The sequence below is a fragment of the Plantibacter sp. VKM Ac-2885 genome (assembly GCF_015351205.1).
Taxonomy (GTDB): domain Bacteria; phylum Actinomycetota; class Actinomycetes; order Actinomycetales; family Microbacteriaceae; genus Plantibacter; species Plantibacter auratus.
On sequence record NZ_JADKSK010000002.1, the window covers coordinates 630,712 to 656,663 of the forward strand.

Below are 25,952 nucleotides of genomic sequence, written 5' to 3' on the forward strand. Positions count from 1 at the left end.
ATCGCGAATCAACCGAGCACCAGATCGACGAAGGAGTCCCACCGGTGAACACCGAGCAGAACCCGGCCGCCAGCGCCCCCGAGCAGGCGACAGCCACGCACGCCGAGACCTATACGATCGGCGTCGACTTCGGCACGCTGTCCGGCCGAGCCGTCGTCGTGCGAGTGTCCGACGGTGCCGAACTCGGGTCGGCGGTGCTCGACTACCCGCACGCCGTCATGGACCGTGAGCTCGCCTCGACCGGCGCCGCGCTGCCGCCCGACTGGGCGCTGCAGGTGCCGGCCGACTACGTCGCCGTCATGCAGTCCGCTGTGCCGCGCGCCGTCGAGGCCGCCGGGATCGACCCCGCCGCCGTCATCGGCATCGGCACCGACTTCACCGCCTGCACGATGGTCCCCGTCATCGCCGACGGGACACCGCTCAACGAGCTGCCCGAGTACGCCGACCGCCCGCACGCCTACGTGAAGCTGTGGAAGCACCACTCCGCGCAGCCGCAGGCAGACCGCATCAACGAGCTCGCCGCCGAGCGGGGCGAGTCCTGGCTGCCGCGCTACGGCGGCCTCATCTCGAGCGAGTGGGAGTTCGCCAAGGGCCTCCAGCTCCTCGAGGAGGACCCCGAACTGTACGAGCGCATGGACCACTGGGTCGAGGCGGCCGACTGGATCATCTGGCAGCTGACCGGCACCTACGTCCGCAACGCCTGCACCGCCGGCTACAAGGGCATCTACCAGGACGGCGCCTACCCGAGCCACGAGTTCCTCGCCGCGCTCAACCCCGCCTTCGAGCGCTTCGCCGACGACAAGGTCGCACACGAGATCGGAGAACTGGGCGCCGCCGCCGGCACCCTGTCGGCCGAAGCCGCTGGGTGGACCGGTCTCCGCGAGGGCATCGCGGTCGCGGTCGGGAACGTCGACGCGCACGTCGCAGCACCCGCGGCGCAGGCCGTCTCGCCCGGCCAGATGGTCGCGATCATGGGCACCTCCACCTGCCACGTCATGAACGGCGACGTCCTCCGCGAGGTCCCCGGCATGTGCGGCGTCGTCGACGGCGGCATCATCGCCGGCCTCTACGGCTACGAGGCCGGGCAGTCGGGCGTCGGCGACATCTTCGCCTGGTACGTCGCGAACCAGGTCCCCGCCCGGTACACCGAAGAGGCTGCGGCGCGTGGTGTCAGCATCCACGAGTACCTCACCTCGCTCATCCAGGACCAGCCCGTCGGCGCGCACGGGCTCGTCGCCCTCGACTGGCACTCGGGCAACCGCTCGGTCCTCGTCGACCACGAGCTCTCCGGCACCGTCCTCGGCCTGACGCTCACGACCCGCACCGAGGAGGTCTACCGCGCATTGTTCGAGGCGACCGCGTTCGGCACCCGGAAGATCGTCGAGACGTTCAACGCCTCGGGCGTCCCCGTCACCGAGTTCATCGTCGCCGGCGGTCTGCAGCGGAACCCCTTCCTCATGCAGACGTACTCCGACATCCTGCGCCTGCCGATCTCCATCACGGCGAGCGACCAGGGCCCCGCACTCGGCTCGGCCATCCACGCCGCCGTCGCCGCGGGGGCCTACCCGGACGTCCCGGCCGCCAGCGCCGCGATGGGCAAGGTGAACCGCGCCGTCTACACGCCGAACGAGGCAGCGGCCGACGCGTACGACCTGCTCTACGCGGAGTACGCGACGCTCCACGACTACTTCGGTCGTGGCGCCAACGACGTCATGAAGCGCCTGAAGCGCATCCGCCGAGCCGCCCTCGGTGGCGGCGTCGACAGCCTGCCGACCGACACCGAGACCACCGCCCTCGAAGGAGCAACCGCGTGAACACCTACTCGCCCGAGATCGAGGTCGCGATCGCGCGCGTCCGGTCCGACGTCGCCAAGCTGCACGGGGAGCTCGTCCGGTACGGGCTCGTCATCTGGACCGGCGGCAACGTCTCCGGGCGGGTGCCGGGAGCCGACCTCTTCGTCATCAAGCCCTCCGGCGTCGACTACGACGACCTCGCGCCCGAGAACATGATCCTCTGCGACCTCGACGGCAACGTCATCCCGGGCACGCCCGGTGCTGAGCGGTCGCCGTCGAGCGACACCGCGGCACACGCATACGTCTACCGGCATATGCCCGAGGTCGGCGGCGTCGTGCACACCCACTCCACCTACGCGGTGGCCTGGGCGGCACGCGCCGAGCCCATCCCGTGCGTCATCACGGCGATGGCCGACGAGTTCGGCGGGGAGGTCCCGATCGGTCCGTTCTCGATCATCGGCGACGACTCGATCGGACGCGGCATCGTCGAGACGCTCACCGGTCACCGGTCGCGCGCGGTGCTCATGCAGAACCACGGTCCGTTCACGATCGGGAAGGACGCCCGCGACGCCGTGAAGGCCGCGGTCATGGTCGAGGACGTCGCCCGCACCGTGCACATCTCGCGTCAGCTCGGCGAGCCGAAGCCCATGCCGACCGAGGCGATCGACGCCCTGTTCGACCGCTACCAGAACGTCTACGGCCAGGCGCCGCAGGGCGCGCTCTAGCCAGAACGACCTCCGGTCCGATCCCGGTCCCTGACACCCTCCCGGTCCCTGAGCTTGTCGAAGGGCCACCCCACCACGGTCCCGCCCTTCGACAGGCTCAGGGATCGAAACGACCTCAAGAAAGAACCCACCAATGCCGAAGCCCACCACCACGCTCGACCACTACACCGTCTGGTTCCTCACCGGCAGCCAGAACCTCTACGGCGAGGAGACCCTCCGTCAGGTCGCCGAGCAGTCCCAGGCCATCGCCGCCGAGCTCGGCGCCGCCGCCGACGTCCCCGTGCGGATCGAGTGGAAGCCCGTCCTCAAGGACTCCGAGTCGATCCGTCGCGCCATGCTCGACGCGAACGCCGACGACAGCGTCATCGGTCTCGTCACCTGGATGCACACCTTCAGCCCGGCCAAGATGTGGATCGCCGGCCTCGACGCGCTGCAGAAGCCGCTGCTTCACCTCCACACGCAGGCGAACGTCGAGCTGCCGTGGTCGGAGATCGACTTCGACTTCATGAACCTCAACCAGGCCGCGCACGGCGACCGCGAGTTCGGGTACATCCAGACGCGTCTGGGCGTCGCCCGCAAGACGGTCGTCGGCCACGTCTCCGACCCGCGCGTCCAGCGTGAGGTCGGCACCTGGCAGCGCGCCGCCGCCGGTTGGGCGGCCACGCACGAGCTCAAGCTCGCGCGCTTCGGCGACAACATGCGTTATGTCGCCGTCACCGAGGGCGACAAGACCGAGGCCGAGCTGCGCTTCGGTGTGCAGGTCAACACGTGGAGCGTCAACGAGCTGGCCGAGGCCGTGCACGCGTCGACGGACGCTGACATCGACGCCCTCGTCGCCGAGTACGAGGAGCTGTACGACGTCGTCCCCGAGCTGCGGAAGGGTGGCGAGCGGCACGAGTCGCTCCGCTACGGCGCCGCGATCGAGCTGGGCCTGCGCTCCTTCCTCGAGGCCGGTGACTTCGCCGCGTTCACGACGAGCTTCGAGGACCTCGGCGAGCTGCGTCAGCTGCCGGGCCTCGCCGTCCAGCGCCTCATGGCCGACGGCTACGGCTTCGGTGCGGAGGGCGACTGGAAGACCGCCGTCCTCGTGCGCGCCGCGTCCGTCATGGGTGCCGGCCTCCCCGGCGGCGCCTCGCTCATGGAGGACTACACGTACCACATGGAGCCCGGCAACGAGCTCATCCTCGGTGCGCACATGCTCGAGGTCAGCCCGACGCTCTCCTCGGCTCGTGCCACCCTCGAGGTGCACCCGCTCGGCATCGGCGGCAAGGAGGACCCGGTGCGCCTCGTCTTCACGGCCGACTCCGGCCCCGCCGTGGTCGTCGCGATGAGCGACATGCGCGACCGCTTCCGGCTGACGGCGAACGTCGTCGAGGTCGTCCAGCCCATCGAGGCCCTGCCGAAGCTGCCCGTCGGGCGCGCCGTATGGAAGCCGGCTCCGGACTTCGCGACCTCGGCCGCTGCCTGGCTGACCGCCGGTGCCGCGCACCACACCGTCATGTCGACCGCCGTCGGGGTCGAGGTGTTCGCCGACTTCGCGGAGATCGCCAAGACCGAGCTCCTCGTGATCGACGAGTCGACCACCACGCGCGACTTCCAGCGCGAGGTGCGCTGGAACAACGCGTACTACCGCCTCGCCCAGGGGTTCTAGCCCCGGGACGATCCGACCGAGACGGCCTCCTGCCCACCAGCGGGAGGCCGTCTTGCGTCGTGGTGTCGTCGATCGTGCTGTGCGACGTCGGCGCTTGCTAGCCTGGGGCGACGCGCCGGGGGTGGCGCGCTGAACGACGGGGGTCGACCGATGACGGACGTGTTCACGCAGACGGAGCAGCAGGAGCCGGGCGATGAGGGGACGGCCGAGCCGACGAGGCTCGGGTGGAAGCTCGCGATCGGTGGGACCGTCCTCGTCGCCGGTGTCGGAGCGGTCCTCGCGATCGTCGCAGCGACCGGCGGGTTCACCGCCGCCGACCCAGCAGCCGCCGAGCGGGCGATGGAACGGTGCATCGCGGAGCGGGCGAGCACCATCATCGACGCCGGCGACCGCACCCCGGCCGAGGCCGCCGCCGAGGGATGTGCGCTCGATGCCGAGTCGGACACCTTCCTCGACGAGTACGGCGACTGACCCGGGTCGGTTCGGGCGCGTTCGGGCGCGCTACCGGAGCCCGATGATCGTGCCGACGACGAACAGCCCGAGCGCGCTCCACATGAGGATGTCGTCGACGCTCATCCGGACCCTGAGTCGCCGACCACGGGTGCTGACGCGGCCGGCCGCAGCGGTCGAGGCCGACTCGTCCGCTTTGGCGCTTCGCCGGTCACCTCGGGTCTCCCGCCACCGGGCCCAGCGTTCGACGCGGTCGTCCACGGCGTCGACAGCGGCGGCGATGTCCTGCCAATCGTCGACCTTCGTCGTGACGAGGTCGTCGCTGGTCACGAGCAGGAGCCAGTCGTCGACGATCTCCACGTCGAAGCCGCGCACGTGGTCGAGCAGTCGCGCCATCACGTCGGGCGTGAACAGGTAGAGGGCATCGGCCTCGTAGCCGACCGGGCAGTAGAGGTGGAAGTGTCGGTCGAAGCCGCCCTCGAGGCTGAGCTGCTGCGTATCGGCCGGGGCGCCGGCGCCAGTCATCCCTCGGCGGCGGCCGTCCTGGGCGCGGAGCAGGATGTGGGGGAGGGCGACGGGCATCCGGAGCGCGCAGTAGCCGCCGAAGGGGGCCGCGAGGTTCTTGCGGTTGCCCATGACCTCGTAGTCGGCGATCTCGATGCCACGCGGCTCCCGGCTCCGGAGGACTCGATGGAGGTTCACCGACCCGCGGCTCCGCCAGGGCATGTCGCGCTGGAGGGCGATGGGACCGACGCGGTAGTCGAACCCGTTGGCCTCGGCGAAGGTGGCGAGGCGGAGGTGTGTGCGTCGCATGGTCCTCCGCGACCAGACCCTGATCGTCATGCGGACGAGGATCACGGCGAGGAGGATCATGACCACCACGAGCGTGCCCATGCCGAAGGCGATCCCTCCCGCGTTCCTGCTGCCTTGAGCGTAGGCGAGTAGGCCGACCAGGCCGAAGAAGAAGATGCCGAACAGTCCACCGAGCGCGCCGAGGGTGGTGGTGAGCCGTCGGATTCGCCCGATGCGATCGCGGGCGCCGGGGTCCTCCCCGACGAAGGCTCGCCACTGCTCTCGAACCTCGTGACGGGGAAGCGGCCGGGTGAGCGCACTCGTGTCGAGTGGTTCGGGAAGCGCCTGCACGCCCTCCAGCCTAGTTCCGTGTCGAGGCGCGGCCCGCTCAGTCGGGGGCGTCCGTCGGGGCCTCGTATCCGACCGGCAGCTCGGGGACGGTGCTCGAGCCAGTGTGGAACGCGGTGACCGCGAGGAGCGTCGGCACCGGTGCTTCCGCAGAGCGACCCGCGTCGTCGGTGACGTCGGGGACGAGCGCGATCGTCAGCCGGTCGGTCGTGACCGGTTCGAACACGTGCACCCTCGAGACGCCGACGGAACCGGCTTCGACGAGCGTGCGGCCGTCCGGTGTGCGGACCTCGTGGCGGTCGATGAGCTGTCCGGCGGTGAGGTTTTCGTGCAGCCGGAGATGATCGAAGGTGACCGGCTCCGCGAACGTGACGGTGGCCGTCGACCCGTCGGTGGTCAGCGTTCCCGGGATCGGCTGTGCGAAGCGTCGGTCGCGCTCCGCGGCCCAGGCGGTCACGCGTTCCACATCGGCGTCGGGGAGGAGCCCACGGGTGTCGGGTGGGAGGTTGAGGAGCAGGTTCGCGCCGAGTCCGACGGACCGGTAGAAGATCGCGAGCAGATGCTCCATCGACTTCGGCTCGTCGTCCGGGTGCCAGAACCAGCCGCGGCGGATCGAGACGTCGCACTCCGGCGGCAGGTACAGGGCCTCCTCGAACCGGCTGGTGACGACGGTGTAGTTGCTGAAGTCGGTGTGGTCGACGACGTACCGCACCGGGTCTTCGGCGAGACCGTTCTCGTTACCCACCCAGCGGATCGTCGGGGCGCCCATGTTGAACACCATCGCCTGCGGCTGGAGTCGTTCGATGATGGCGGTGATGCCGGGCCAGTCGTAGGTGTACCCCTCGGACCCGGCGCCGTCGAACCACAGCTCGACGAGCTCGCCGTAGTTCGTGCACAGTTCGGTGAGCTGCCGGGCGTACACCTCGGCGTAGCGCGCCTCGTCGGCGTACTCGGGAGCGTGGCGATCCCACGGCGAGAGGTACAGCCCCAGTCCGAGGCCCGCCTCGCGACAGGCTGCAGCGAGCTCGGCCACGACGTCGCCGTGGCCGTCCTGCCACGGTGAGGATGCGACGCTGTAGTCGGTCGTCGAGGTCGGCCAGAGACAGAACCCGTCGTGATGCTTCGCGGTGAGGATGACGTATCCGGCGCCGATCGAGGCCGCCACGCGCACCCACTGCCGCACATCGAGGTCGCTCGGATCGAAGCTCGAGGCGGGCAGCGTGCCGTCGCTCCATTCCTTGCCGGCGAAGGTGTTGACCCCGAAGTGGAAGAACACGCCGAACCCGTGCTGTTGCCAACGCAACTGGCCCTCGGTCGGGACGGGACGGTGCTCGTGGTGGTGCGGCTGCTGACTCACTTGACTCCTCCTGCTGCGACGCCTCGGTGGAACCATCGTTGCAGCACGATGAACACCACGAGGACCGGGACGACGGCGATGATGGATCCGGCCATCACGACCCTGGGGTCGAACCCGAACGACGACGCCGAGAGTCGTGCGAGTCCGAGCGAGACGGTGAACGACGACTCGCTCCGCAGGACGAGGAGCGGCCAGAGGAAGTCGTCCCACGCGGTGATGAACGAGTTGACGACGACGACGAGCATCGCGCCGATGGACGACGGCAGGAACAGGGCGGTGAACCGCTGCCACTCCGAGGCTCCGTCGAGGAACGCGGCGTCCTCGATCTCGTCGGGCACCGCCGTGAACGCGGCCCGCATGATGAGGACGTTCATCGCGGAGACGGCACCGGGGAGCCATGCGCCGACGAGGGTGTCGAGCAGGCCGAGCTCCTGGGTCATGAGGAAGAGCGACACCATGATCGACTCGAAGGGCACGACCATCGACACGATCAGCACGGTGAAGGTGACCCGCCGCCCGCGCCAGCCGCGTCGGGAGAGCATGTACCCGGCGGCGGTCGGCAATACCACCTGGGAGGCGATGGTGAGTGCGCAGACGATCGCGCTGTTCGTCAGGTAGGCGTCCATGGGGATCTGCCGGAAGATCGTGACGTAGGCGTCGAGCGTCGGCGACTGGGGGAACAGGGTGGCATCGCGCCCGAAGAGTGCCTCACCGGAGCCCTTGAGCGACGACAGGAACTGCCACAGCAACGGGCCGACGGAGATGAGGAGCACGACGAGCAGGAGCGCGTACCGCACCGGTGTCGTCCTCGACCAGCGCCAGCGCCGACGCCGACGCCGCAGGAGCGGCCGCGCGGGCGGCTGCTCGATGTGCGCGCTCATGCGTCCCGCTCCCCGCCGAAGCGCTGAGCCAGCACGGCGAACACGGCGGTGAGCGCGAAGAGCGCCACGCTCGCGGCTGCACCGTAGCCCGCGTTGCCGGTGATCGGGTCGAGCGCTGCGTCGCGGATGAAGAACGGGAGTGTCCGTGCCTCGCCTCCCGGACCACCGGTGGCGCCGCCGAGCAGGTAGACCTCGCTGAACACGCGGAGCGACCCGATGCCGGCGAGGAGCCCGACGAGGAGCATCGTGAGGCGGGTGCCCGGCACCGTGATGGTGAGGAACCGTCGCGTCGGGCCGGCGCCGTCGAGCTCGGCCGCCTCGTACAGCTCACGGGGGATGTTCGAGAGCGCCGCCAGGTAGAAGATCAGGTACCACCCGAGCCCACGCCACACCGTGAGGGCGATGGCGCTGAGCAGGATGAGTGACCCCTCGGAGAGGAACGGCACCGCCTGCTGGATGAGACCGACCCGCTGGAGCACCGTGTTCACGGGCCCCTGTTCACCGAGGAGGTTCTGCCAGACCAGTCCGACCGCGACGACGGACGCCACGATCGGAGCCGCGTAGGCGGAGCGGAAGAACCCCATCCCGGGGAGCCGGGTGTGGACGAGCTGCGCGAGCAGTAGCGGGAGGACGACCAGCAACGGGACGGCGATGATCGCGTACAGGACGCTGTTGCCGGTCGCGGACCAGAACGCGGGGTCCTGCAGGATCGAGCGGTAGTTGTCGAGGCCGACGAACGCTCCACCCATGCCGAGCGGGGACGTGTCGGTGAACGACAGCGCGATGGTCCCGACGAAGGGCCCGACGCTCCAGATCGTGATCATGAGCAGCGCGGGTGCGCACCACAGCAACGGCACCCAGGGCGGTCGATAACGCGCCGCCCCGTTGAGGTGGATCGCGGTCGTCATCGAGCGTCTGCTCCGATGACCCGGTTGGCCGCGTCCTGCGCGGCCTGGAGTGCCTCACGCGGCGCCTTCTTCCCGGTGAGCGCCAGCTGGAGCTCGGCGTTGACCGCGTTCGCCACTGCGTCGCTCCACTGCACGATGGTGACGATCTCCGCTTCGTCGGCGAGGTCGACGGCGAGACGGTTCGCCTCGTCGATGGGGGCGGTACCGGTGATGTCCGTGAGCTTCGGGATGCCGAGCGACTCGGTGGTGCTCGGGAAGTTCTGGATGCGTGGGTCGCTGATGAAGCGGTTCTGCTGCTCGGCGTCGAGGAGGAATCGCGCGAAGGCGATGGCGGTGGCCGGGTTGGTGCTCGTGCTCGGGACACCGATGGTCTGCACTTCGGCGATCGCCGTGCCGCGGCGGTCGAGGAGGGACGAGACGCCCACGTGCTCGTAGACGCCCGGGTTGCCCTCCTGCACGTACCGGAGCGAGGAGGCGTTCGGTGAGCCCCAGACGGTCGCGCCCTGGGTGAACAGGGCGGTGGGCTCGTCGTCGGACGCGATCGAGTCCTTCGGGATGCCGCCGGCCAGCGCGAGTCGCGTCATGCGCTCGGTCCACTCCTGCACGGCCGGATCGTCGGCGAAGACGAACGCCGAACCGTCGTCGGCGATGACCTCGGCCTCCTGCAGCTGCCACTCGAGCGGGAGTCGCAGACCGAGACTCGCGGAGAAGGCACTGAACTCGCCGTTCGACCGTTCGGCGACCTGATCGGCCGCGTCGAAGAGTTCCTCGAAGGTGGTCGGCGGCTGCTCCGGGTCGAGTCCGGCGCGCTGCATGAGCTCGGTGTTGTACGTCTGGAGGCCGATGAGGCCCCAGTACCAGGGGAGCACGTAGTGGTGGTCGTCGCCCGGGAGGACCAGGCTGTCCCACAGGCTCGGGATGAAGTCGTCGCCGATGCCCGGTGACGCGGCGTCGAGGTCGGCGAGGAAGCCCTGTTCGCGGAGCCCGCCGGCGGTGGCGAGCGGCATGTTCACGACGTCTGCCAGCGAGCACGCCTGCGCGTCCGCGACGAGCCGGGTGGCGAAGCTGCCGTCGCCAGGGTCGTCCTCCCAGGTGACGGTCGTGCCGGGGTAGGTGGCCTCGAACTCCTCGATGAGTTCGGTGAAGTACTCGGAGAACGAGGCCTTCAGCGCGGTGGTCTGGAAGGTGATCTCACCGGACGGCGTCGCGTCGACCGGCGTGCCAGCGGCGAACTCGTCTGCGATCGCGCAGCGACCGACGCGCTCGCCCCCGGCGTCGCCCGTGCACGCGGAGAGCACGGCCAGCGTGGCGGCTGCAGCGGCGATCGACAGGGTTCGTTGGTGCTTCATGGGGGCTCTCCTCGTCCGCGGACGGGTTCGTCAGCCGTCCTTGCATATCGAGGATAGGCATGAGGTATGTGATATGCAAGCCCTGTGTACAAAAGCCTCATGAGGGCTGCTTGTGGAGTGCGCTCAGCCGTCCAATCGACGGAACCCCACGGTCATGGCCGGATATCGGTGGCCCATGGCCGGGAATCCCTCGGCAGGGTTCGCGGCACCCGTCAGAATGAGGGTATGACCGAACAACGCGCCGTCCTCGATGCCACCGTCAGCTTCCTGAACGGCGGCGGTCTCGCCGTCGAGGACTTCCGTCTCGACCTGCCGCCCGCCATCGCGCAGGCGAAGGGGAAGGCGCAGCAGCAGGAGGTCGGTCGGCTGCTCGTCACGCACCTCGGTCTCGCGATGGTCGGCGAGATCCGCATCACCAAGCTCGAGATCGTGCGCGAGCAGCACAAGGGCTCCCGCGGGATCCTGGCGGCGGCAGCGGCAGCCGGGCTCGAGATCCCGGACACCGCAGCGCAGGCGGACGCCGTGCGCCCCCGTCCGGAGGGCGCGCTCGTCGAACTCAGCCACCCGATCCGTGCCGGCCTCCGTACCTACCCGGGGCTGCCGGAGCCGGTGATCCGTCCGTTCCTCACGCGTGAGGACTCGCGCCCGAAGTACGCCGAGGGCACCGAGTTCGCGATGGACATCATCGAGATGGTGGGCAACACCGGCACCTACCTCGACAGCCCGTACCACCGCTACGCCGGCGGCGGCGACCTCGCGAGCCTGACGCTCGAGCAGCTCGTCGACCTCCCGGCCGAGGTGTTCCACCTCCAGGACTCCACCGAACGCGGCATCGGCGCGAACGTCTTCCTCGAGCGCGAGCTGCGCGGGACCGCCGTCCTCCTGCACACCGGTTGGGACCGCCACTTCGCGACCGAGGCCTACACGAAGGACGCTCCCTACCTCGCCGAGGACGGGGTGCGGTACCTCGTCGAGCAGGGCGTGGTGCTGGTCGGCATCGACTCCATCAACATCGACGACACCGAGCCGGGATCCGGTGGCGCGCGTCCGGCCCACTCGCTGCTCCTCGAAGCCGGGATCCAGGTGGTCGAGCACCTCACCGGCCTCGAGCAGCTCCCCGCGAGCGGCGCCGCCTTCACCGCGGCGCCGCCACTCGTCGAGGACTTCGCGACCTTCCCCGTCCGTGCCTTCGCGCGACTGCCCTAGGCGCGGTCCGAAGACCGTCCTCGCGGTGCCGTGGGCGCGCTGAGGACGGTCCCGATCACTCCTCGATCTCGGCCCGGAGCAGTGCCGCATCGGTGTGCTGCTCCAAGCGCTCGTGCGCGTCCGCGAGCTCGGCCGTGACCGTCGTCCAGTCGGGCGAGCCGGCAGGGAGGCGTCCGCGAGCCGAACGGAACAGGTCGACGGAACCGGCGTGGTCGTCGACGGCGACCCGGGACCTCGCCGCGAACACCTCGGCCACCGCCGCGCCGTTCTCGTCGCCGGCGGCCACGAACCCCGCGGCGGCGAGCCGAGCGGTCGCCGTCGCGTCGTCGGCGCGTCCGAGTGCACCGAGCGAGCGGGCCTCCGAATCGGTGATGTCGGCCACGAGCCACGCCGCCTCGTGCGCCGAGGCGATGTCGCGAGCCTCCGAGTAGAGCGGCAGCCCGGTGTCGTCGCCGAAGGCCGCCCGTGCGCTCGCCGCACGCTGGAGTGCCTGGACGAGGAGCTGCGGGTCGCCCAGACGACGAGCGGCGGCGAGTGCCTGGTCGATGACCTCGATCGCGTCGTCGTCCTCGAACTGGACGAGGAGCGTGCTCAACCCGAAGCCGGTGCGGATGACCACCTGGTCGTTCCCGACCGATGCGGCGTCGTCGAGCGCAGCGCGCCACACGCCGTACGCCATGCCGTGTTCGCCGATCATGCGCGCGGCCTCGCCCATGTTGGCGAGCAGGTCCGCGAGCTCGCCCGGCGCGGCGTGCTCGCGCTTCGCCTGGTAGACCTCGTCGTAGTGCTCGAGCGCCGTGGCGGCATCGCCCGCGAACTGGAGGTACCGCGCGAGTTGGAGCGTGAGCGAGTCGAGGTCGGCGTACTCCGCCCGCTTCGCGTGGGTGATCGCGAGCTGCATGCGGGCCGCGGCCTCGCGATCACGGTCGGCGTCGCTCAGGAGGGCTGCCGAGAGGGAGCACGCCTGGATGATGCCGAGTCGGTTGCCGAGGACGGTCTGGAGGGCGACGAGTTCGTCGGCGAGCGCGACCCCCTCGGCGAAGGCCCCGGCCCCGCCGAGCATGCGGGTGCGGAGCGTCAGTGCCGGGAGTCGGACCGACGCCCGCTGCCCGGGCTCGAGGAGCGGGTCGAGAAGCTCTGCCGCCTCCTCGATCCGGCCGGTCACGGCGAAGAGGTGCGCGTGCAGGAGACGGGCCGGCGGGCCTGCCTCGCCCGGGTCGTCGATCGCGGCGGCGAGCACGGCCTCACCGGCGAGCCGGTCGGCGATCCCCATGAACCGTTCCGCGGACTCCTGCTCGGTCTGCGCTCCCGCCAGCTCGAACGCATGGCGTGCGGTGACGACGAGCGTGTGGATGAGCCGGTCCGCGTCGACGGGGACGAGACGGGCGTCGTCGAGCTCGGCGAGCAGGAGGGTGAGCCGGTCCTCGGTCGCCGTGCCGAGCAGGGCCACGCCGAAGCGGGCCTCGACGTCGGCGACCGCGATGCGTCCTGCTGCACGGAGCGCCGTGTCGCGGTCGGCCCAGGCCACCCCCGCACGGTCGTCGTCACCCTCGATGACCGCTGCCTGCGCGATCGCGCCGAGGAGCCCGGCGCGGAGGTTCTCGTCGGGATCCGCGTCGTCCGCGAGGAGCGCGAGGCCCTGCTCGGCGGCGACGATCGCACCGCGTGGGTCGGCGCTCTGCAGGAGTGCGGAGGTCCGTTCACGCCACTCGGCGGCCGTGGTCGCCGGTTCCGGCTCGGCGACCGGGGCTGCGAACCCCTCGACCGACAGTGGGAGGTCCCAGTGCTCCGTCGCGAGTGCCCGCGCGGCCTCGAGTCGCTCAGTGCGGAAGCCGTTGCCGTTGCGTTCGTCGAAGGCACGGGTCAGGTGCTCGGCGGCTGCCCAGGCGCGCGCCGCGACCGCGGTGACGGTCCAGTCGGCGGCGTCGGTCGACTCGGTGCCGAGGTACCGGGCGAGGTCCGGGGCGTCGGCACCGCGGACGGGCAGATCGCCGTGACCGGCTCGGGCGACGGCATCCAGCAGGACGCCGACCGCGATGAGCCCGTCGGCGTGCCCGGACAGGTTGATGGGGTCGTTGACGAGGGTCGGCAGGTGGCGCTCGAGCATCGCCAGGCCGCGCGCCTCGTTGCCCGTGACGGCGCAGAACACGAGGTGGTCGGCGATGATACTGAATCCGTCGGCGTTGGAACGGGCGACCCGGTAGCTGCGCTGGTGCGCCGCCTTGGCATCGTCGAACCGGCCGGTGCGGAGGTAGGGGAGGAGCGCCTGTGCCTCGCTCGTCTCCGGCTCCTCGCCACAGCTCATGCGGTTCTCGAACATCTCGTCGTAGATCCGGATCGCGTCGTCGTCGTGCCCGCGGAGCTGGTGGAACCAGGCGTCCTCATTGCGCACGCACGCTTCGCAGTGGCTGTAGCGGTCGTCCTCGATGGTCGAGCGGTGTTCCAGGAACGCGGCGGCCTCGTCGAGGCGACCGGTCACCGTCGCGATGTGGAACTGCGACTGCACCACGCCGCTCATCGTGGCGCCCGCTGCCGCGTACCTCGCGCGCATGTCCTCGTGCATGGCCTCGATCTGCGCGAGCGAGAAGGTCGGGTTCGTCGACAACCGGCCGGCCATCCACTTGTACTGGAACAGCAGGTCGCAGCCGTCGACCGTGATCGGGAAGCGCTCCGGGTCTGCGTCGTGCTTGCCGACGCACCAGCCGAAGGAGCTGAACATGGCGTCGGTGTCGCCCGTCATGTGCGCCGACTGGGTCAACCGCATGCGGGTCGCGTACGCGGCCTCCTCGTCGCCGGCGGCCTCAGCTCGCCGGAGTGCCTCGTCGAGCAGGGCGCGCTCGGCGGGACCACACGGCAGGGTGTCGGCCTCCTCGAGGAGGTCCTGGACGCTCGCGTCGGGGTCGATGTCGTTCACAGGGGTGGCGGTGGTGTCGGTCATCGGAGTTCCTTGTCGTCGAGACCGACACTGAGGCCGATCAGGTCGGTCATGGCTGCGTCGAGCATGCGGCGGTCGCGTGCTTCGAGGGGGCGGTGCCCGGCGAGGAGCGCCTGGACGTAGAGCAGTTGGATGCTGCGCTCGAACACGAGGTCGTCGTCGAGGGTCGCCAAGCGGCGGACGAGCGCCGCGTTCCAGTTGAGGCAGAGCCGGGCGGCGGTGTCGGCCTCAGCGCCTCCCGGACCGGCGTCGGCGAGGAAGGAGTCGACGGCCCCGACGACCTGCGACCAGATACCCGGCGCGACCGAGGCGGCCCGGTGCCGCTCGAGCCGTCGGAGCACGGACGGGTCGGCGACGTACAGCGCGGCGAGGTCGTCCGGTCGGTACCGGCGCACCGAGACCCGGCACTCGACCTCGGCGAGCACGCGGCTGGCGCGGTCCTCGAGCGCCGTCGTCGCGGCGAGGTCGTCCAGGTGCGGCGGCTCGAGGTTGTCGAGCTCGTCGGCGACCGTCACCCGTTCGACCCGAACGCCGTCGATCAACTGGGGCAGTCGCTCCAGGATCTCCTGGTCGTACACGTACCCGCCGTTGACGATCGGCGAGGCGGGGTCGACGACCGCGGCGATCTGACGGAACTCGTCGCGGGATGCGGTGTACCGGATGACGCCGGTCTGCGACAGATGTTCGTCGATGGTCATCGTGCCGGCAGAGGTCTCGATCGGGAGCCACCGGACGACGGCGCTCGCGAGGTCGTCGTCGTGCGCGGCGATCGCCTTGATGCCGAGCTGGTGGACGCCGATGAACTCCTGGAGTCGGTGCGGCCGTTGGCGGGCGAGGTCGAGGATCCACCGTCGCAGGGCTGATCCGATGGCCTCGCGGGTGAACTCCAACGCGTCGTCCTGCACGAGCTGCTCGCGCGACGCCGTCGGGCGGAGTCCCGTCGTGTCGACGATGCAGCGCACGAAGAACGCCCACTCGGGCAGCAGGTCGTCGATCTGTTCGCTCAGCAGCATGCCGCCGAGGTAGACCCGGCTCGCCTGCCGGGCGCCCGGCGGAGGCGGCGAAGGCAGGACGAAGGCGGTGCCCCGGGTGCCGGTGCCGGGCACCACGATCTCGACGGCGTCGAACGGGCGTGCCCCGAGGAGGTCCTCCCCGAACGCCAGGAGCGCCTCGCGAGTGGTCGCCTCAGCCGTCCGGAACACCGGGTCGACGTTGATGCGCACCGGGTGGTCGGGTGCGGAGGGATCGACCACCTCGACGTCCAGGTCGAGGAACCGTCCGAAGGTCGTGGCGAGGCCGAGCACCGTGCCGTGTCCGAGCAGACTGCCGTCGTGCAGCGGACCGTCGATGCGCGGGTCGAGGACGACCTCCGAGCCGATCGGCATGGCGGCGGTCGTGGCGTCGTCGAGTTCGCGGATCGTGAACGTGCCGTCGGCGTCGCCGATCCATTCGATGGCCGGACCGCCACGAGCCGAGCGGCTGCGGACGGTGATGGTGTCGGCGACCATGAAGCAGCTCAGCAGCCCGATGCCGAACCGGCCGAGGTAGTCGCCGCGCTGGAGCTCGTCGAGGTCGCCGCGCTTGGAGCTGCGGCCGACCGTCGCCAGCAGCTCGGCGGCTTCGTCGCGGGTGAGCCCGACACCGTCGTCGCGGAATCGGAACGGCGAGCCCGCCTCCGAGCCGGACGGTGGCACGTGCGGGGTGATGAGGAGTCTGCCGGGAGGCGCCGTCGGGTCGTCGGCGCGACGGGCTGCGACGGCGTCGCGTCCGTTCTGCAGGAGCTCACGGAGGTAGACGCGCGGTCCCGAGTAGATGTGGCGGCTGAGCAGGTCGACGACTCCGCGGAGGTCGACCTGGAACGGCAGCGGGGCTCGGGAGTGGTCTGGCATGGCTCTCTTCCGTCGGCGGCTACGGGGCCTGCATCGGGGGTACATGCAGGGTGGATCGGGCTCCAGGCAGGCGGACCGCGACCGGTTCGTCTGCAGCCGGATCAGCCTAGCGAACGTCGTGAAACGGATGCTGGGCGGTCGCCTGGGAGTCGTTGAGACGACCGCGCTCCCCAGGGGCTGTGGAGCAAGGTCGACGCCGATCGGTCGTCCGGGGGTGTCGCGAAAACGCGTCCCCGACTGCTAGCCTTGACGCCGATTCTCGAATCGATTCGACATCGATTCGGACCACCCCTCCCGCCCCCGCACCTCGCTAGGAATCCGTTCACCAGTGCACACCGCAGGAATCACCGTCGTCCACCCCGGGGACTCGCTCTCGGGCAGGCAGCGCCTCGTCTACATCCTCGTGCTCGGCGCGCTCACCGCGCTCGGGCCGTTCACCATCGACCTCTACCTGCCGGCGTTCCCGATCCTCGAACAGGACCTCGACGTCCCGGTCAGCCTCATCCAGCTCACCCTCACCGGGACCACGATCGGCTTCGCGGTGGGCCAGCTCTTCATGGGGCCCTGGAGCGACAAGGTCGGCCGGCGTCTCCCGCTCATCCTCGCGACGAGTATCCACATCCTGGCCTCGGTCGGCGCCGCGTTCGCGCCCGACATCGGGTGGCTCATGGTGTTCCGCGTGCTGCAGGGTGCTGGCGCGGCGGCCGGTGGTGTCGTCGCGATGGCGATGGTCCGCGACCTCTTCGGCGGGAAGCCGCTCGTGCGGATGCTGTCGCGACTCGCACTCGTGAACGGGCTCGCGCCGATCGCCGCCCCCGTCATCGGGTCGCAGCTCCTCCTCGTCCTCGACTGGCGCGGCCTCTTCGTGTTCCTCGCCGCCTACGGGCTGTTCGTCGTCATCGCGGTGTCGCTCTGGATCGTCGAGACCCTGCCGCCTGCGCGGCGTCGCGACGCCGGACACAGCACCGTCCGCGACCGCTACCGCTCGGTGTTCAGCGACCGCGTGTTCGTCGGTGTCGCCCTCATCGGTGGCATGAGCTTCTCGGGCCTGTTCGCCTACCTCTCGAGCTCGTCGTTCCTCTTCCAGGAGGTCTACGACTTCGACGCACAGGAGTACGGTCTCCTGTTCGCGGTGAACTCGCTCGGCATCGTCGCCGGCGTGCAGATCTCGTCGCGCCTCATGCGCTGGTACGGGCCGCAGTGGATCCTCGCGTGCACGACCATCGTGCAGCTCATCTCCGCGGTCACGATCGTCGCGCTGACGATGGCCGACGTCGGGCTGTTCGGTGTGCTGGTGCCGCTGTTCTTCTTCATCCTGTCGTGCGGCTTCGGCTTCCCGGCGGTGCAGGTGCTCGCACTCGCGAACCACGGCCACGAGGCCGGGACGGCGGCGTCGCTCCTCGGGGCGCTCAACTTCGGGCTTGCGGGACTCATCTCGCCGATCGTCGGGGTGCTCGGGATCGGTACCGCGATCCCCATGGGTGCCGTGATGGCCGCGACCTCGGTCGTGTCGGTGTGTGCGCTCTGGTTCATCGTGCAACCGAAGAAGGTCCCGGCCCTCGCCGGCTGACCTGGTGGGCTGCGCCAGCGCGGTGCGCCAGCGCGGTGCGCTGACGTGAGCGCGGGCCTGTGGCGTGAGCGCGGGTCTCCGGAGCGGCGCGCTCAGGGCTGCGACCCGCGGTCACGCCGGTTCGGGCTCACTCGGGTGGCCGCACCGCGCTGACGCCGGTTCGGGGCGGTTCGGGCCAGCGCACCGCGCTGACACCGGCTCGGGCCGGGCCGGGCGAGCGGGTCCCGGTCAGGCGGAGGGGTCCAAGCCGTCGACGTACGTCCAGGCGCCGGTGTCCTTCGAGAACCGACTCCGTTCGTGCTGGCTCCCCGCCGAGCCCCGCACGCCGGGAACCTTGTGGTGCGCGACGAACTCGACCATCCCCTCGGTGTCGAGCAGGCCCCCGCGGGAGGTCTCGACGATGTCGAGCCGGTACCAGCGGAGCGAGCCGTCCAGCTCGAGCGACGCCGGCCTGGTCGACGGATGCCAGGTGCGCAGCAGGTACGCCGCGTCACCGACCGCGAAGGCCGAGAACCGCGACCGCATGAGCGCCTCCGCGGTCGCAGCCGCCGAATAACCTCGGTGCAGGCGCCCGCAGCAGGCGCCGTACGTCTCACCGGACAGGCAGGGGCACCGCGCGTCGTCGGCGAGGAGAGCGGTTCGGGGGTCAGGGATCACCGCTCCAGTATCGCCCGTGAGGCTCGCGGGTCCTGCTCGTCGGCCGTCGGCCGTGCTGGCCGCCGGCGCGAGTCCGGCGGTGCATCGACGCGGCGATCAGGGCGTCATCCTCCTGGCGCAAGCCCACGCGTGAGACATGCCCGACACGGCATGATGGGACGATGACGGCACCCGACGACCACGACGACCCAGCAGCTGCACCGGCTCCCGAGGTGCACGAGGCGGTCTCGCCCGCGCTCGACGAGTCCGGTGCACTCGCGATGGATCCGGACCCGGCGTCGATCCGGCCCGATCCGAAGCTCGCCGCGAAGGTCTCCCGGCGGTGGCCGTTGATCAGCGGCGCGATCGCCGTGGTCCTCGTCCTCCTGCTCGGCGTGCTGCTCTTCCAGCGTGGTCCGAACGCGCCGTTCGGGTTCGACGAGGAGTGGATGCAGGAGGTCCTCGAGGAGCGTTCGCCGTGGCTCGTCCAGGCTGCGCTCGTCATGAACTGGCTCGGCGGTGGGGTCGTCGCGATCTTCGTCGTGCCGCTGCTCGGGATCGCCGTCCTCCTGCTGTTGCGTCGGCCGTGGGCCGCACTGTACTTCGCGATCGTCTCCGCCCTGAGTGCAGGAGCGGTGCAGATCATCAAGAACATCGTCGGTCGATCGCGGCCCGAGGACATCCTCGTCCACGCGGACTTCGGTTCGTTCCCGTCCGGGCACAGCGCGAACGCGGCGACCATCGCCGTCGCGTTCGGGATCATCTTCCCGCGGGTCTGGGTGTGGTTGATCGGTGTCGCCTACACGCTGCTGATGATGCTGTCGCGGACCTATCTCGGCGCCCACTGGGTGAGCGACACGATCGGTGGGCTGCTGCTCGGTGCCGGTGTCGCGCTCATCATCGCCGTGCCGTTGCTGCACCGCATGTCGACCGAACCGAAGAAACGGGTCCCGCTCACCGACGGCTGACCGAGTGGACGCCCGGCGCTTGATGGCCGTCGTCCGGCGCTCGTCGTTCGTGGTCCGTCCTGACGCCAGCGCGGTGCGCTGACCCCAGACCGCCCGGATCGGCGTGAGCGCGGGTCCACCCCGTGGGCGCGCCCCTCCGAAGGCCCGCGCTCACGCCACAGACCCGCGCTCGCGCCAGCGCACCGCGCTGGCGGCCACGACACCCCGTGCCGGCGGAGCGGTAGTCTGCTGGCAGCCGGGAGCCGGCCGGGGGAGGAGACGCGTGTCGATCACGATGCACGACGTCGCCGCACGCGCGGGCGTCTCGATCAAGACCGTCTCGAACGTCGTCAACGACTACCCGCATGTGAGCGATGCGACCCGCTCCAAGGTCGAGCGCGCGATCGCCGAACTCGGCTACCGCCCCAACCTCTCGGCCCGGAGTCTCCGCTCAGGTCGGTCCGGCGTGATCAGCCTCATCATCCCGGACCTCCGCAACGCCTACTTCGCGGAGCTCGCCGACGCGGTCATGCGTCAGGCTCGTGCGCGCGGACTCTCGGTGCTCATCGAGCAGGTGGCCGGCGGTCGCGACGTCGAGCTCGAGATCCTCCGCGGGCCGCGCATGCAGCTCGTCGACGGCATCCTCTACAGCCCGCTCAGCCTCGATCGCGACGACAGCGCGCTGCTCCCGGACGGGCCCATGGTGATCCTCGGTGAGCAGCTGTTCGACGGCGACCGCGACCACGTCACGATGGCCAACGTCGACGGCGCCCGCGCGGCGACCGAACACCTGCTCGCGCAGGGCAGACGCCGCATCGTCGCACTCGGCACCGACCCGCACGACACCCTCGGGCCGGCCGCTCTCCGCCTGCAGGGGTATCGGGAGGCGCTCGAGGCCGCCGGTATCCCAGCCGATCCCGCCTACGTCAGCACCGTCGTCAGTTGGCATCGCAGTGACGGGGCGAACGCGATGCGCGAGGTCATCGCCGCGGGCCTGCCGTTCGACGGCGTCGTCGCCTTCAACGACGCGATGGCCCTCGGCGCCATGCGCGTCCTCCAGGACGCCGGGCTCCGCATCCCCGACGACGTCGCGATCATCGGCTTCGACGACCTGGACGAGACGCGCTACGCCCTCCCGACCCTGTCCACGGTCGACATCGGCCGGGAGGAGATCGCCGAGCGCGCCGTCGAGCTCCTGATCGAGCGGATCGCCGCGCCCGGGCAGTCGGAGGCACCGCGCGCGATCGTCAGCGGGTACCGCGTCGTCCCAAGGGAGTCCACCGGTTCCCTGACCGCGCACACGCCCGGATCCAGGGCCGCTCCTTCAACGTTGTAGAGTGCGTACAGGGCGGCCGGGCATGCCGCCGCCGAGGAGGATCATGGCGACCACCCTGCACGACGTCGCGAAGCTCGCCGGGGTGTCCGCCAAGACCGTCTCGAACGTCGTCAACGACTACCCCCACATCAAGCAGGCCACCAAGGAGCGGGTGCTCGCGGCGATCGCCGAGCTCGGCTACCGCCCGAACCTCTCCGCGCGTGGGCTCCGCTCCGGCCGGTCCGGCGTCATCAGCCTGATCATCCCCGACCTCCGGAACTCCTACTTCGCCGAACTCGCCGACGCCGTCATGCACGCCGCCGACCAGCTCGGCCTGTCGGTGCTGATCGAGCTGAGCGGCGGCGACCGGGCACGCGAGGCCGAGCTGTTGCGCGGCGCACGACTCCGTGCGGTCGACGGTGTCCTCTACAGCGCGCTCCACCTCGGCGACGAGGACCTCGCCGTCGTGGAGGAGGTCACCATCCCGATGGTGCTCCTCGGTGAGCGCATGTTCAACGCCCCGAACGACCACGTGACGATGCGCAACACCGAGGGAGCGCGTGCCGCGACGGAGCATCTGATCGGGCTCGGTCGGACGCGGATCGTCGCCTTCGGAGCGCACCGCGCCGACATCGTCAGTTCGGCCAGCCTGCGTCTCGCCGGGTATCGAGCCGCGCTGGAGGCTGCCGGCATGGTGTTCGATCCGGCGCTCGTCCGCGAGGTCCCGGTCTGGGGTCGCTTCGACGGAGCGGTCGCGATGCGCGCGATGCTCGATGAGGGTGTCGCGTTCGACGGCATCGTCGCGTTCAACGACGCCCTGGCGCTCGGAGCCATGCGCGTCCTGAGCGAACGAGGCGTCGCCATGCCCGACGAGGTCGCGGTCATCGGCTTCGACGACATCGACGAGGGTCGGTACTCCCTGCCGTCGCTGTCGACGATCGCGCCGGGGCGGGAGCAGATCGCCCGGACCGCCGTGTCGCTGCTCGTCGAGCGGATCGCCGGGGGAGTCGATGACGTGCCACCCCGTCGGGTCTACGCGGACTTCGAACTGGTGCGACGTGAGTCGACCGCGTCCTCGCCCGTCGGCGCCGACTCCCCATCTCCATACGTGTCTTGACAGCCGCCGATCGGCGCACGAGACTGCTTCTGCAACGTTTACCTTCAACGTTGTAGAAGCCTGGACGACGACGTCCCCGGAAAGGACCCAATGACCACCGCACGCATCGCCATCGACCCGAACGTCACGGTCGCCCCCGTCAACCGCCGGATCTTCGGCTCGTTCGTGGAGCACCTGGGACGCTGCGTCTACGACGGCATCTACGAGCCCGGCCACCCCACCGCCGACGCCGACGGCTTCCGCGGCGACGTCGTCGACCTCGTCACGGAGCTCGGCACGAGCACCATCCGCTACCCCGGCGGCAACTTCGTCTCCGGCTACCGCTGGGAGGACGGCGTCGGGCCGCGCGAGAACCGCCCCGTGCGCCGCGACCTGGCCTGGCACTCGCTCGAGACCAACCAGGTCGGCGTCGATGAGTTCGCCAAGTGGTGCAAGCTCACCGGCAGCGAGATGATGATGGCCGTCAACCTCGGCACGCGCGGGGTGCTCGAAGCGCTCGACCTCCTCGAGTACACGAACCACCCGAGCGGAACGGCGCTGTCCGACCAGCGGATCGCGAACGGCGCTCCCGAGCCCTACGGCATCAGCATGTGGTGTCTCGGCAACGAGATGGACGGGCCGTGGCAGGTCGGCGCCATGTCGGCCGACGACTACGGCAAGCTGGCCGCCCGGACCGCGTCGGCGATGAAGATGGTCGACCCGAAGCTCGAACTCGTCGTCTGTGGTTCGTCGAGTTCCTCGATGCCGACCTTCGGGGACTGGGAGCGCACCGTCCTCGAGCACAGCTTCGACTCGGTGGACTACATCTCCTGCCACGCGTACTACCAGGAGCGCGACGGCGACCTCGGGTCGTTCCTCGCGTCGTCCCTCAATATGGAGTACTTCATCCGGACGGTCGTCGCGGCCGCCGACCACGTCCAGCACAAGCGTCACTCCGACAAGCAGATCCAGCTCTCGTTCGACGAGTGGAACGTCTGGTACCTCGACGAGTGGAATGCGATCGAGGGCACCATCGAGGAGTGGGCCTACGCGCCCCGCCTCATCGAGGACGTCTACTCGGTCGCCGACGCGGTCGTGTTCGGCAACCTGCTCATGACGCTCCTCAAGCACAGCGACCGCGTCGGCTCCGCAAGCCTCGCGCAGCTCGTGAACGTCATCGCCCCGATCATGACCGAGCCGGGTGGCGGAGCCTGGCGACAGACGACGTTCTTCCCGTTCTCGGTGACCAGCCGGCTCGCGTCAGGTGTCGTGATCGCGCCGCGCATCGAGGTCGGCAGTTACACCACGAAGGTCCACGGTGACGCACCGCTCGTCGACTCGGTCGCGACGTACGACGCCGAGGCCGGGACCGCGGCCGTGTTCCTCGTGAACCGCCACCAGGACGAGGCGATCACGGTGACCGTCGACGTCTCGGCGCTCGGCGTGGGCTCGATCATCGAGGCGAACGGCATCCACGACGAGGACGTCTACGCGAAGAACACGATCGACGATCGCGAGCGCGTCGGCCTCGTCGCGAACGAGAGCGCGTCGCTCGCCGACGGCACCCTCACGATCACGCTCCCGCCCGTGTCGTGGACGGCGGTCGCACTCGGCGCCTGAGTCGGGAAGCGGGCTGCGGTCTGCGGGCTCCGGTCTGCGAGTCAGGGGTCTCGGCGTTCGCAACTCAGGACGATCACGGCGGGTCTGCCGCGCTCGCGGCGATCGCGGGACGGCGCGCCGGACCCGTCCTGAGTTGTGCACGTATCGGCGTCGGCGGTGGGTGGGGGAATCCCATGCACCGCTGTCGTCGTGCGGCCCTACAATCGGCACATGACGGCACGGGGCTCCTACGCGAAAGGCGTTGCGCGCCGGGAGGAGATCCTGCGCGTCGCGCTCGCGGTGTTCGCACGCGAGGGGTACCGCGGCACGTCGCTCCGTGAGGTCGCGCGTGAGGTCGGCGTCAGCCTGCCGGGGCTCATGCACTACTTCGAATCCAAGGAACACCTGTTCGCGGCGATCCTGCGGGAGCGCGACGCCGTCGACTACGAGGAGTTCGCCGCGGCCGGGTCGCAGGACGCGATCGAGGGTCTGGTCGCGGTCATGCGCCACAACAGCGACGTCCCGGGGCTCGTCGAGCTGTACCTGACGATGGCGGCCGCCGCCGGTGATGCGGAGCACCCGGTGCGCGGGTTCTTCGTCGATCACGTCACAGCGGTGCGCCGGAGCATCGCCGACGTCGTCCGGGATCGTCAGGCCTCCGGGCGGGTCGCCGCGGGCCTCGACCCCGATCACGTGGCGCGTGTCATGGTCGCCCTCGCCGACGGTCTGCAGGTGCAGTGGACGCTCGACCCCTCCGTCGACATGGCCGGTGACCTCGAGCGCGCCTGGGCTCTCCTCGTCGGCGACGCCGGCGCGGTGCGCTGACCCGAGCGCGGGTCTGTGGGGCCCGGCGCGGTGCGGTGACGCGAGCGCCGCGGAATCGGCGTGGGCGCGCCCCGGGCGCGTGAGCGCGACCCTCTGGAGACCCGCGCTCACGCGGCTGGGCCGCGCTCGCGTCAGCGCACCGCGCTGGCAGCAGCCCACACCGACGGGTTTCGTGAAAACCTATTGACCACTCGGGTTTCGCGCATATACTCAAAGCCGTGCAGTGATCGGTTTCCCGATCCTGTCAGGACAGCACCACCCGCGGGCCAGAGCCGGTCCGCAGCTCAGCGTTGAGAGGAACTCGGATGTCCAACCCGCCCCGCCGCCCCAAACCCACCGGCCAGCGTGCCTCGAGCGGCCCCTACGTCAGCCTCGTCACCGGTCCGTCGGGGCCCACGGAACGGGCGTCGAAATGGGTCGTCACCACCATGGCGCTCGCCCAGTTCGGTCTGTTCGTGGCCCTGCTCGCCCCGGTCACCGTGAGCCTGGCCCTCAAGACGCAGCAGCTCGTCCCGGGTGACCAGGCGGCGGTCGTCAACGGCAACGTCCTCTCCATCGCCGCCCTGTTCGCCCTCGTCGCGAACCCGGTGATCGGCCGTTTGTCCGACCTCACCCTCTCGCGGTTCGGTCGCCGTCGGCCGTGGATGTTCCTCGGCGCCATCGGCTTCGTCGCCTCGCTCACGATCGTCGCCCTCGCTCCGAACGTCCCGGTCCTCATCGCCGGGTGGTGCCTCGCGCAGCTGACCGGCAACGCCATCCTCGGCCCGCTGCTCGCGACGATCGCCGACCAGGTCCCGCCGGAACAGCGCGGGAGTGTCTCCGCGAACGTCGGGGTCATGCAGAACGTCGGCATCCTCGCGGCGGCCTTCGTGGCCAGTTGGTTCGTCACCGACATGCTGCTCCTCTTCGTCGCTCCGGCCGTCTTCGCGCTGATCACCGTGTGGCTGTACTGCTTCGTCCTGCCGGACCGCGCGATCACGACCCGACCGGACGTCGGCGGCTGGAAGGGCCTGCTCTTCACCTTCTGGGTGAACCCGCTCAAGCACCCGGACTTCGGCTGGGTCTGGCTGTCGCGGTTCCTCCTGACGCTCGCGTCGTTCCTCTTCGTCGCGTTCCGCCTGTTCTTCCTGCAGGAGGAGGTCGGGCTGTCGCAGCAGGGCGCGGTCGACACCCTGACCATGGGTGTGCTGATCTACACGATCGCGCTCGTCGTCACCGCGAAGCTCGGCGGTTGGCTGTCGGACCGGATGCTCAACCGCAAGGTGTTCGTCATCGGGTCGACGGCGGTCTTCGCGCTCGGGCTCGTGCTGCTCGCCCACACCACGACGGTGCCCATGTTCTACGTCGTCGAGGCGATCATGGGAGCGGCGTACGGCGTGTACGTCGCGGTCGACACCGCCCTCGTCGTGGACGTCCTCCCGAACCCCGACGACGCAGCGAAGGACCTCGGTGTCCTCAACATCGCGAACGCCCTGCCGCAGTCGCTCGCCGGCGCGGTGGGCGCGTTCCTCCTCGGACTCGGCGCGGTCGGCAACAACTACACGGCCCTGTTCTGGGGCGCCGGGGTGATCGCCGTGCTCGGCGCGCTGACGATTCTGCCGGTCCGACACCGCATGACCCGGAACGCCGACGGGACGATCACCGGATCGATCGCGACCCGTGGGTGACCCCGGTCGCGCC

At 70.2% G+C, this 25,952-nt stretch carries 20 protein-coding genes; 12 read left to right on the forward strand and 8 right to left on the reverse strand.

Annotated elements, in window-relative coordinates; translation table 11 throughout:
- Nucleotides 1-116: 116 nt before the first annotated feature.
- From araB to ITJ66_RS15580, 4 genes are all read left to right on the forward strand, one after another.
- Nucleotides 117-1,814: a ribulokinase gene (gene araB / locus ITJ66_RS15565; protein WP_370581971.1), complete on the forward strand. Its 1,698-nt coding sequence runs from the start codon at nucleotides 117-119 to the stop codon at nucleotides 1,812-1,814.
- Nucleotides 1,811-2,518: an L-ribulose-5-phosphate 4-epimerase gene (locus ITJ66_RS15570; protein WP_071258853.1), complete on the forward strand. Its 708-nt coding sequence runs from the start codon at nucleotides 1,811-1,813 to the stop codon at nucleotides 2,516-2,518. Before araB ends, ITJ66_RS15570 begins: the two co-directional genes overlap by 4 nt.
- 133 nt (nucleotides 2,519-2,651) lie before the next feature.
- On the forward strand, nucleotides 2,652-4,169 hold the full coding sequence (gene araA, locus ITJ66_RS15575; protein ID WP_056014267.1) for an L-arabinose isomerase: 1,518 nt from the start codon (nucleotides 2,652-2,654) through the stop codon (nucleotides 4,167-4,169).
- A gap of 150 nt (nucleotides 4,170-4,319) precedes the next feature.
- Nucleotides 4,320-4,640 carry a hypothetical protein gene (locus ITJ66_RS15580; RefSeq protein WP_191941723.1) on the forward strand — a complete coding sequence of 107 codons (321 nt, stop codon included), beginning with the start codon at nucleotides 4,320-4,322 and terminating at the stop codon, nucleotides 4,638-4,640.
- Nucleotides 4,641-4,670: 30 nt separating this feature from the next.
- Here ITJ66_RS15580 and ITJ66_RS15585 read toward each other — a convergent pair whose 3' ends face one another.
- From ITJ66_RS15585 to ITJ66_RS15605, 5 genes are read right to left on the reverse strand one after another with little or no spacing between them, the layout of a single operon-like run.
- Nucleotides 4,671-5,762 (reverse strand): hypothetical protein, encoded by a 1,092-nt coding sequence (locus ITJ66_RS15585; protein ID WP_194645183.1) that lies wholly within the window; start codon nucleotides 5,760-5,762, stop codon nucleotides 4,671-4,673.
- A 37-nt stretch (nucleotides 5,763-5,799) separates the two neighbouring features.
- Nucleotides 5,800-7,116 (reverse strand): alpha-L-fucosidase, encoded by a 1,317-nt coding sequence (locus ITJ66_RS15590; protein ID WP_370582680.1) that lies wholly within the window; start codon nucleotides 7,114-7,116, stop codon nucleotides 5,800-5,802.
- Nucleotides 7,113-7,997: a carbohydrate ABC transporter permease gene (locus ITJ66_RS15595; RefSeq protein WP_191941720.1), complete on the reverse strand. Its 885-nt coding sequence runs from the start codon at nucleotides 7,995-7,997 to the stop codon at nucleotides 7,113-7,115. The genes ITJ66_RS15590 and ITJ66_RS15595 overlap by 4 nt, the downstream gene beginning before the upstream one ends.
- Nucleotides 7,994-8,905, reverse strand: a complete 912-nt coding sequence (locus ITJ66_RS15600) for a carbohydrate ABC transporter permease (protein WP_124769977.1) — start codon at nucleotides 8,903-8,905, stop codon at nucleotides 7,994-7,996. Before ITJ66_RS15600 ends, ITJ66_RS15595 begins: the two co-directional genes overlap by 4 nt.
- Nucleotides 8,902-10,254 (reverse strand): extracellular solute-binding protein, encoded by a 1,353-nt coding sequence (locus ITJ66_RS15605; protein WP_194645185.1) that lies wholly within the window; start codon nucleotides 10,252-10,254, stop codon nucleotides 8,902-8,904. The genes ITJ66_RS15600 and ITJ66_RS15605 overlap by 4 nt, the downstream gene beginning before the upstream one ends.
- A gap of 225 nt (nucleotides 10,255-10,479) precedes the next feature.
- On the opposite strand from ITJ66_RS15605, the gene ITJ66_RS15610 reads away from it, so the two are divergent.
- Nucleotides 10,480-11,460, forward strand: coding sequence for a cyclase family protein (locus ITJ66_RS15610; protein ID WP_194645186.1), 981 nt, complete (start codon nucleotides 10,480-10,482; stop codon nucleotides 11,458-11,460).
- A 55-nt stretch (nucleotides 11,461-11,515) separates the two neighbouring features.
- Here ITJ66_RS15610 and ITJ66_RS15615 read toward each other — a convergent pair whose 3' ends face one another.
- Nucleotides 11,516-14,398 (reverse strand): hypothetical protein, encoded by a 2,883-nt coding sequence (locus ITJ66_RS15615; RefSeq protein ID WP_194645187.1) that lies wholly within the window; start codon nucleotides 14,396-14,398, stop codon nucleotides 11,516-11,518.
- Nucleotides 14,395-16,284: an HSP90 family protein gene (locus ITJ66_RS15620; RefSeq protein WP_194645188.1), complete on the reverse strand. Its 1,890-nt coding sequence runs from the start codon at nucleotides 16,282-16,284 to the stop codon at nucleotides 14,395-14,397. Before ITJ66_RS15620 ends, ITJ66_RS15615 begins: the two co-directional genes overlap by 4 nt.
- Before the next feature lie 328 nt (nucleotides 16,285-16,612).
- On the opposite strand from ITJ66_RS15620, the gene ITJ66_RS15625 reads away from it, so the two are divergent.
- Nucleotides 16,613-17,854, forward strand: a complete 1,242-nt coding sequence (locus ITJ66_RS15625) for a multidrug effflux MFS transporter (RefSeq protein WP_205858686.1) — start codon at nucleotides 16,613-16,615, stop codon at nucleotides 17,852-17,854.
- A 228-nt stretch (nucleotides 17,855-18,082) separates the two neighbouring features.
- Here ITJ66_RS15625 and ITJ66_RS15630 read toward each other — a convergent pair whose 3' ends face one another.
- Nucleotides 18,083-18,511 carry a YchJ family protein gene (locus ITJ66_RS15630; RefSeq protein WP_202939696.1) on the reverse strand — a complete coding sequence of 143 codons (429 nt, stop codon included), beginning with the start codon at nucleotides 18,509-18,511 and terminating at the stop codon, nucleotides 18,083-18,085.
- 161 nt (nucleotides 18,512-18,672) lie between these two features.
- Between ITJ66_RS15630 and ITJ66_RS15635 the strand changes: the two genes are divergently transcribed.
- The 6 genes from ITJ66_RS15635 (at nucleotide 18,673) to ITJ66_RS15660 (ending at nucleotide 25,939) form a co-directional block, all read left to right on the forward strand.
- Entirely contained in the window at nucleotides 18,673-19,458 is a 786-nt protein-coding gene (locus tag ITJ66_RS15635) for a phosphatase PAP2 family protein (RefSeq protein WP_228501947.1), read from the forward strand.
- A 262-nt stretch (nucleotides 19,459-19,720) separates the two neighbouring features.
- On the forward strand, nucleotides 19,721-20,773 hold the full coding sequence (locus ITJ66_RS15640) for a LacI family DNA-binding transcriptional regulator (protein ID WP_194645189.1): 1,053 nt from the start codon (nucleotides 19,721-19,723) through the stop codon (nucleotides 20,771-20,773).
- Between the two features lie 43 nt (nucleotides 20,774-20,816).
- On the forward strand, nucleotides 20,817-21,869 hold the full coding sequence (locus tag ITJ66_RS15645; protein ID WP_194645190.1) for a LacI family DNA-binding transcriptional regulator: 1,053 nt from the start codon (nucleotides 20,817-20,819) through the stop codon (nucleotides 21,867-21,869).
- Nucleotides 21,870-21,959: 90 nt separating this feature from the next.
- A complete protein-coding gene (locus ITJ66_RS15650) occupies nucleotides 21,960-23,468 on the forward strand; it encodes an alpha-N-arabinofuranosidase (protein ID WP_194645191.1) in 1,509 nt (502 codons plus the stop codon).
- A gap of 210 nt (nucleotides 23,469-23,678) precedes the next feature.
- Nucleotides 23,679-24,272 (forward strand): TetR/AcrR family transcriptional regulator, encoded by a 594-nt coding sequence (locus ITJ66_RS15655; protein ID WP_121293817.1) that lies wholly within the window; start codon nucleotides 23,679-23,681, stop codon nucleotides 24,270-24,272.
- A 305-nt stretch (nucleotides 24,273-24,577) separates the two neighbouring features.
- On the forward strand, nucleotides 24,578-25,939 hold the full coding sequence (locus ITJ66_RS15660; RefSeq protein WP_194645192.1) for an MFS transporter: 1,362 nt from the start codon (nucleotides 24,578-24,580) through the stop codon (nucleotides 25,937-25,939).
- The last annotated feature ends 13 nt before the right edge of the window (nucleotides 25,940-25,952 follow it).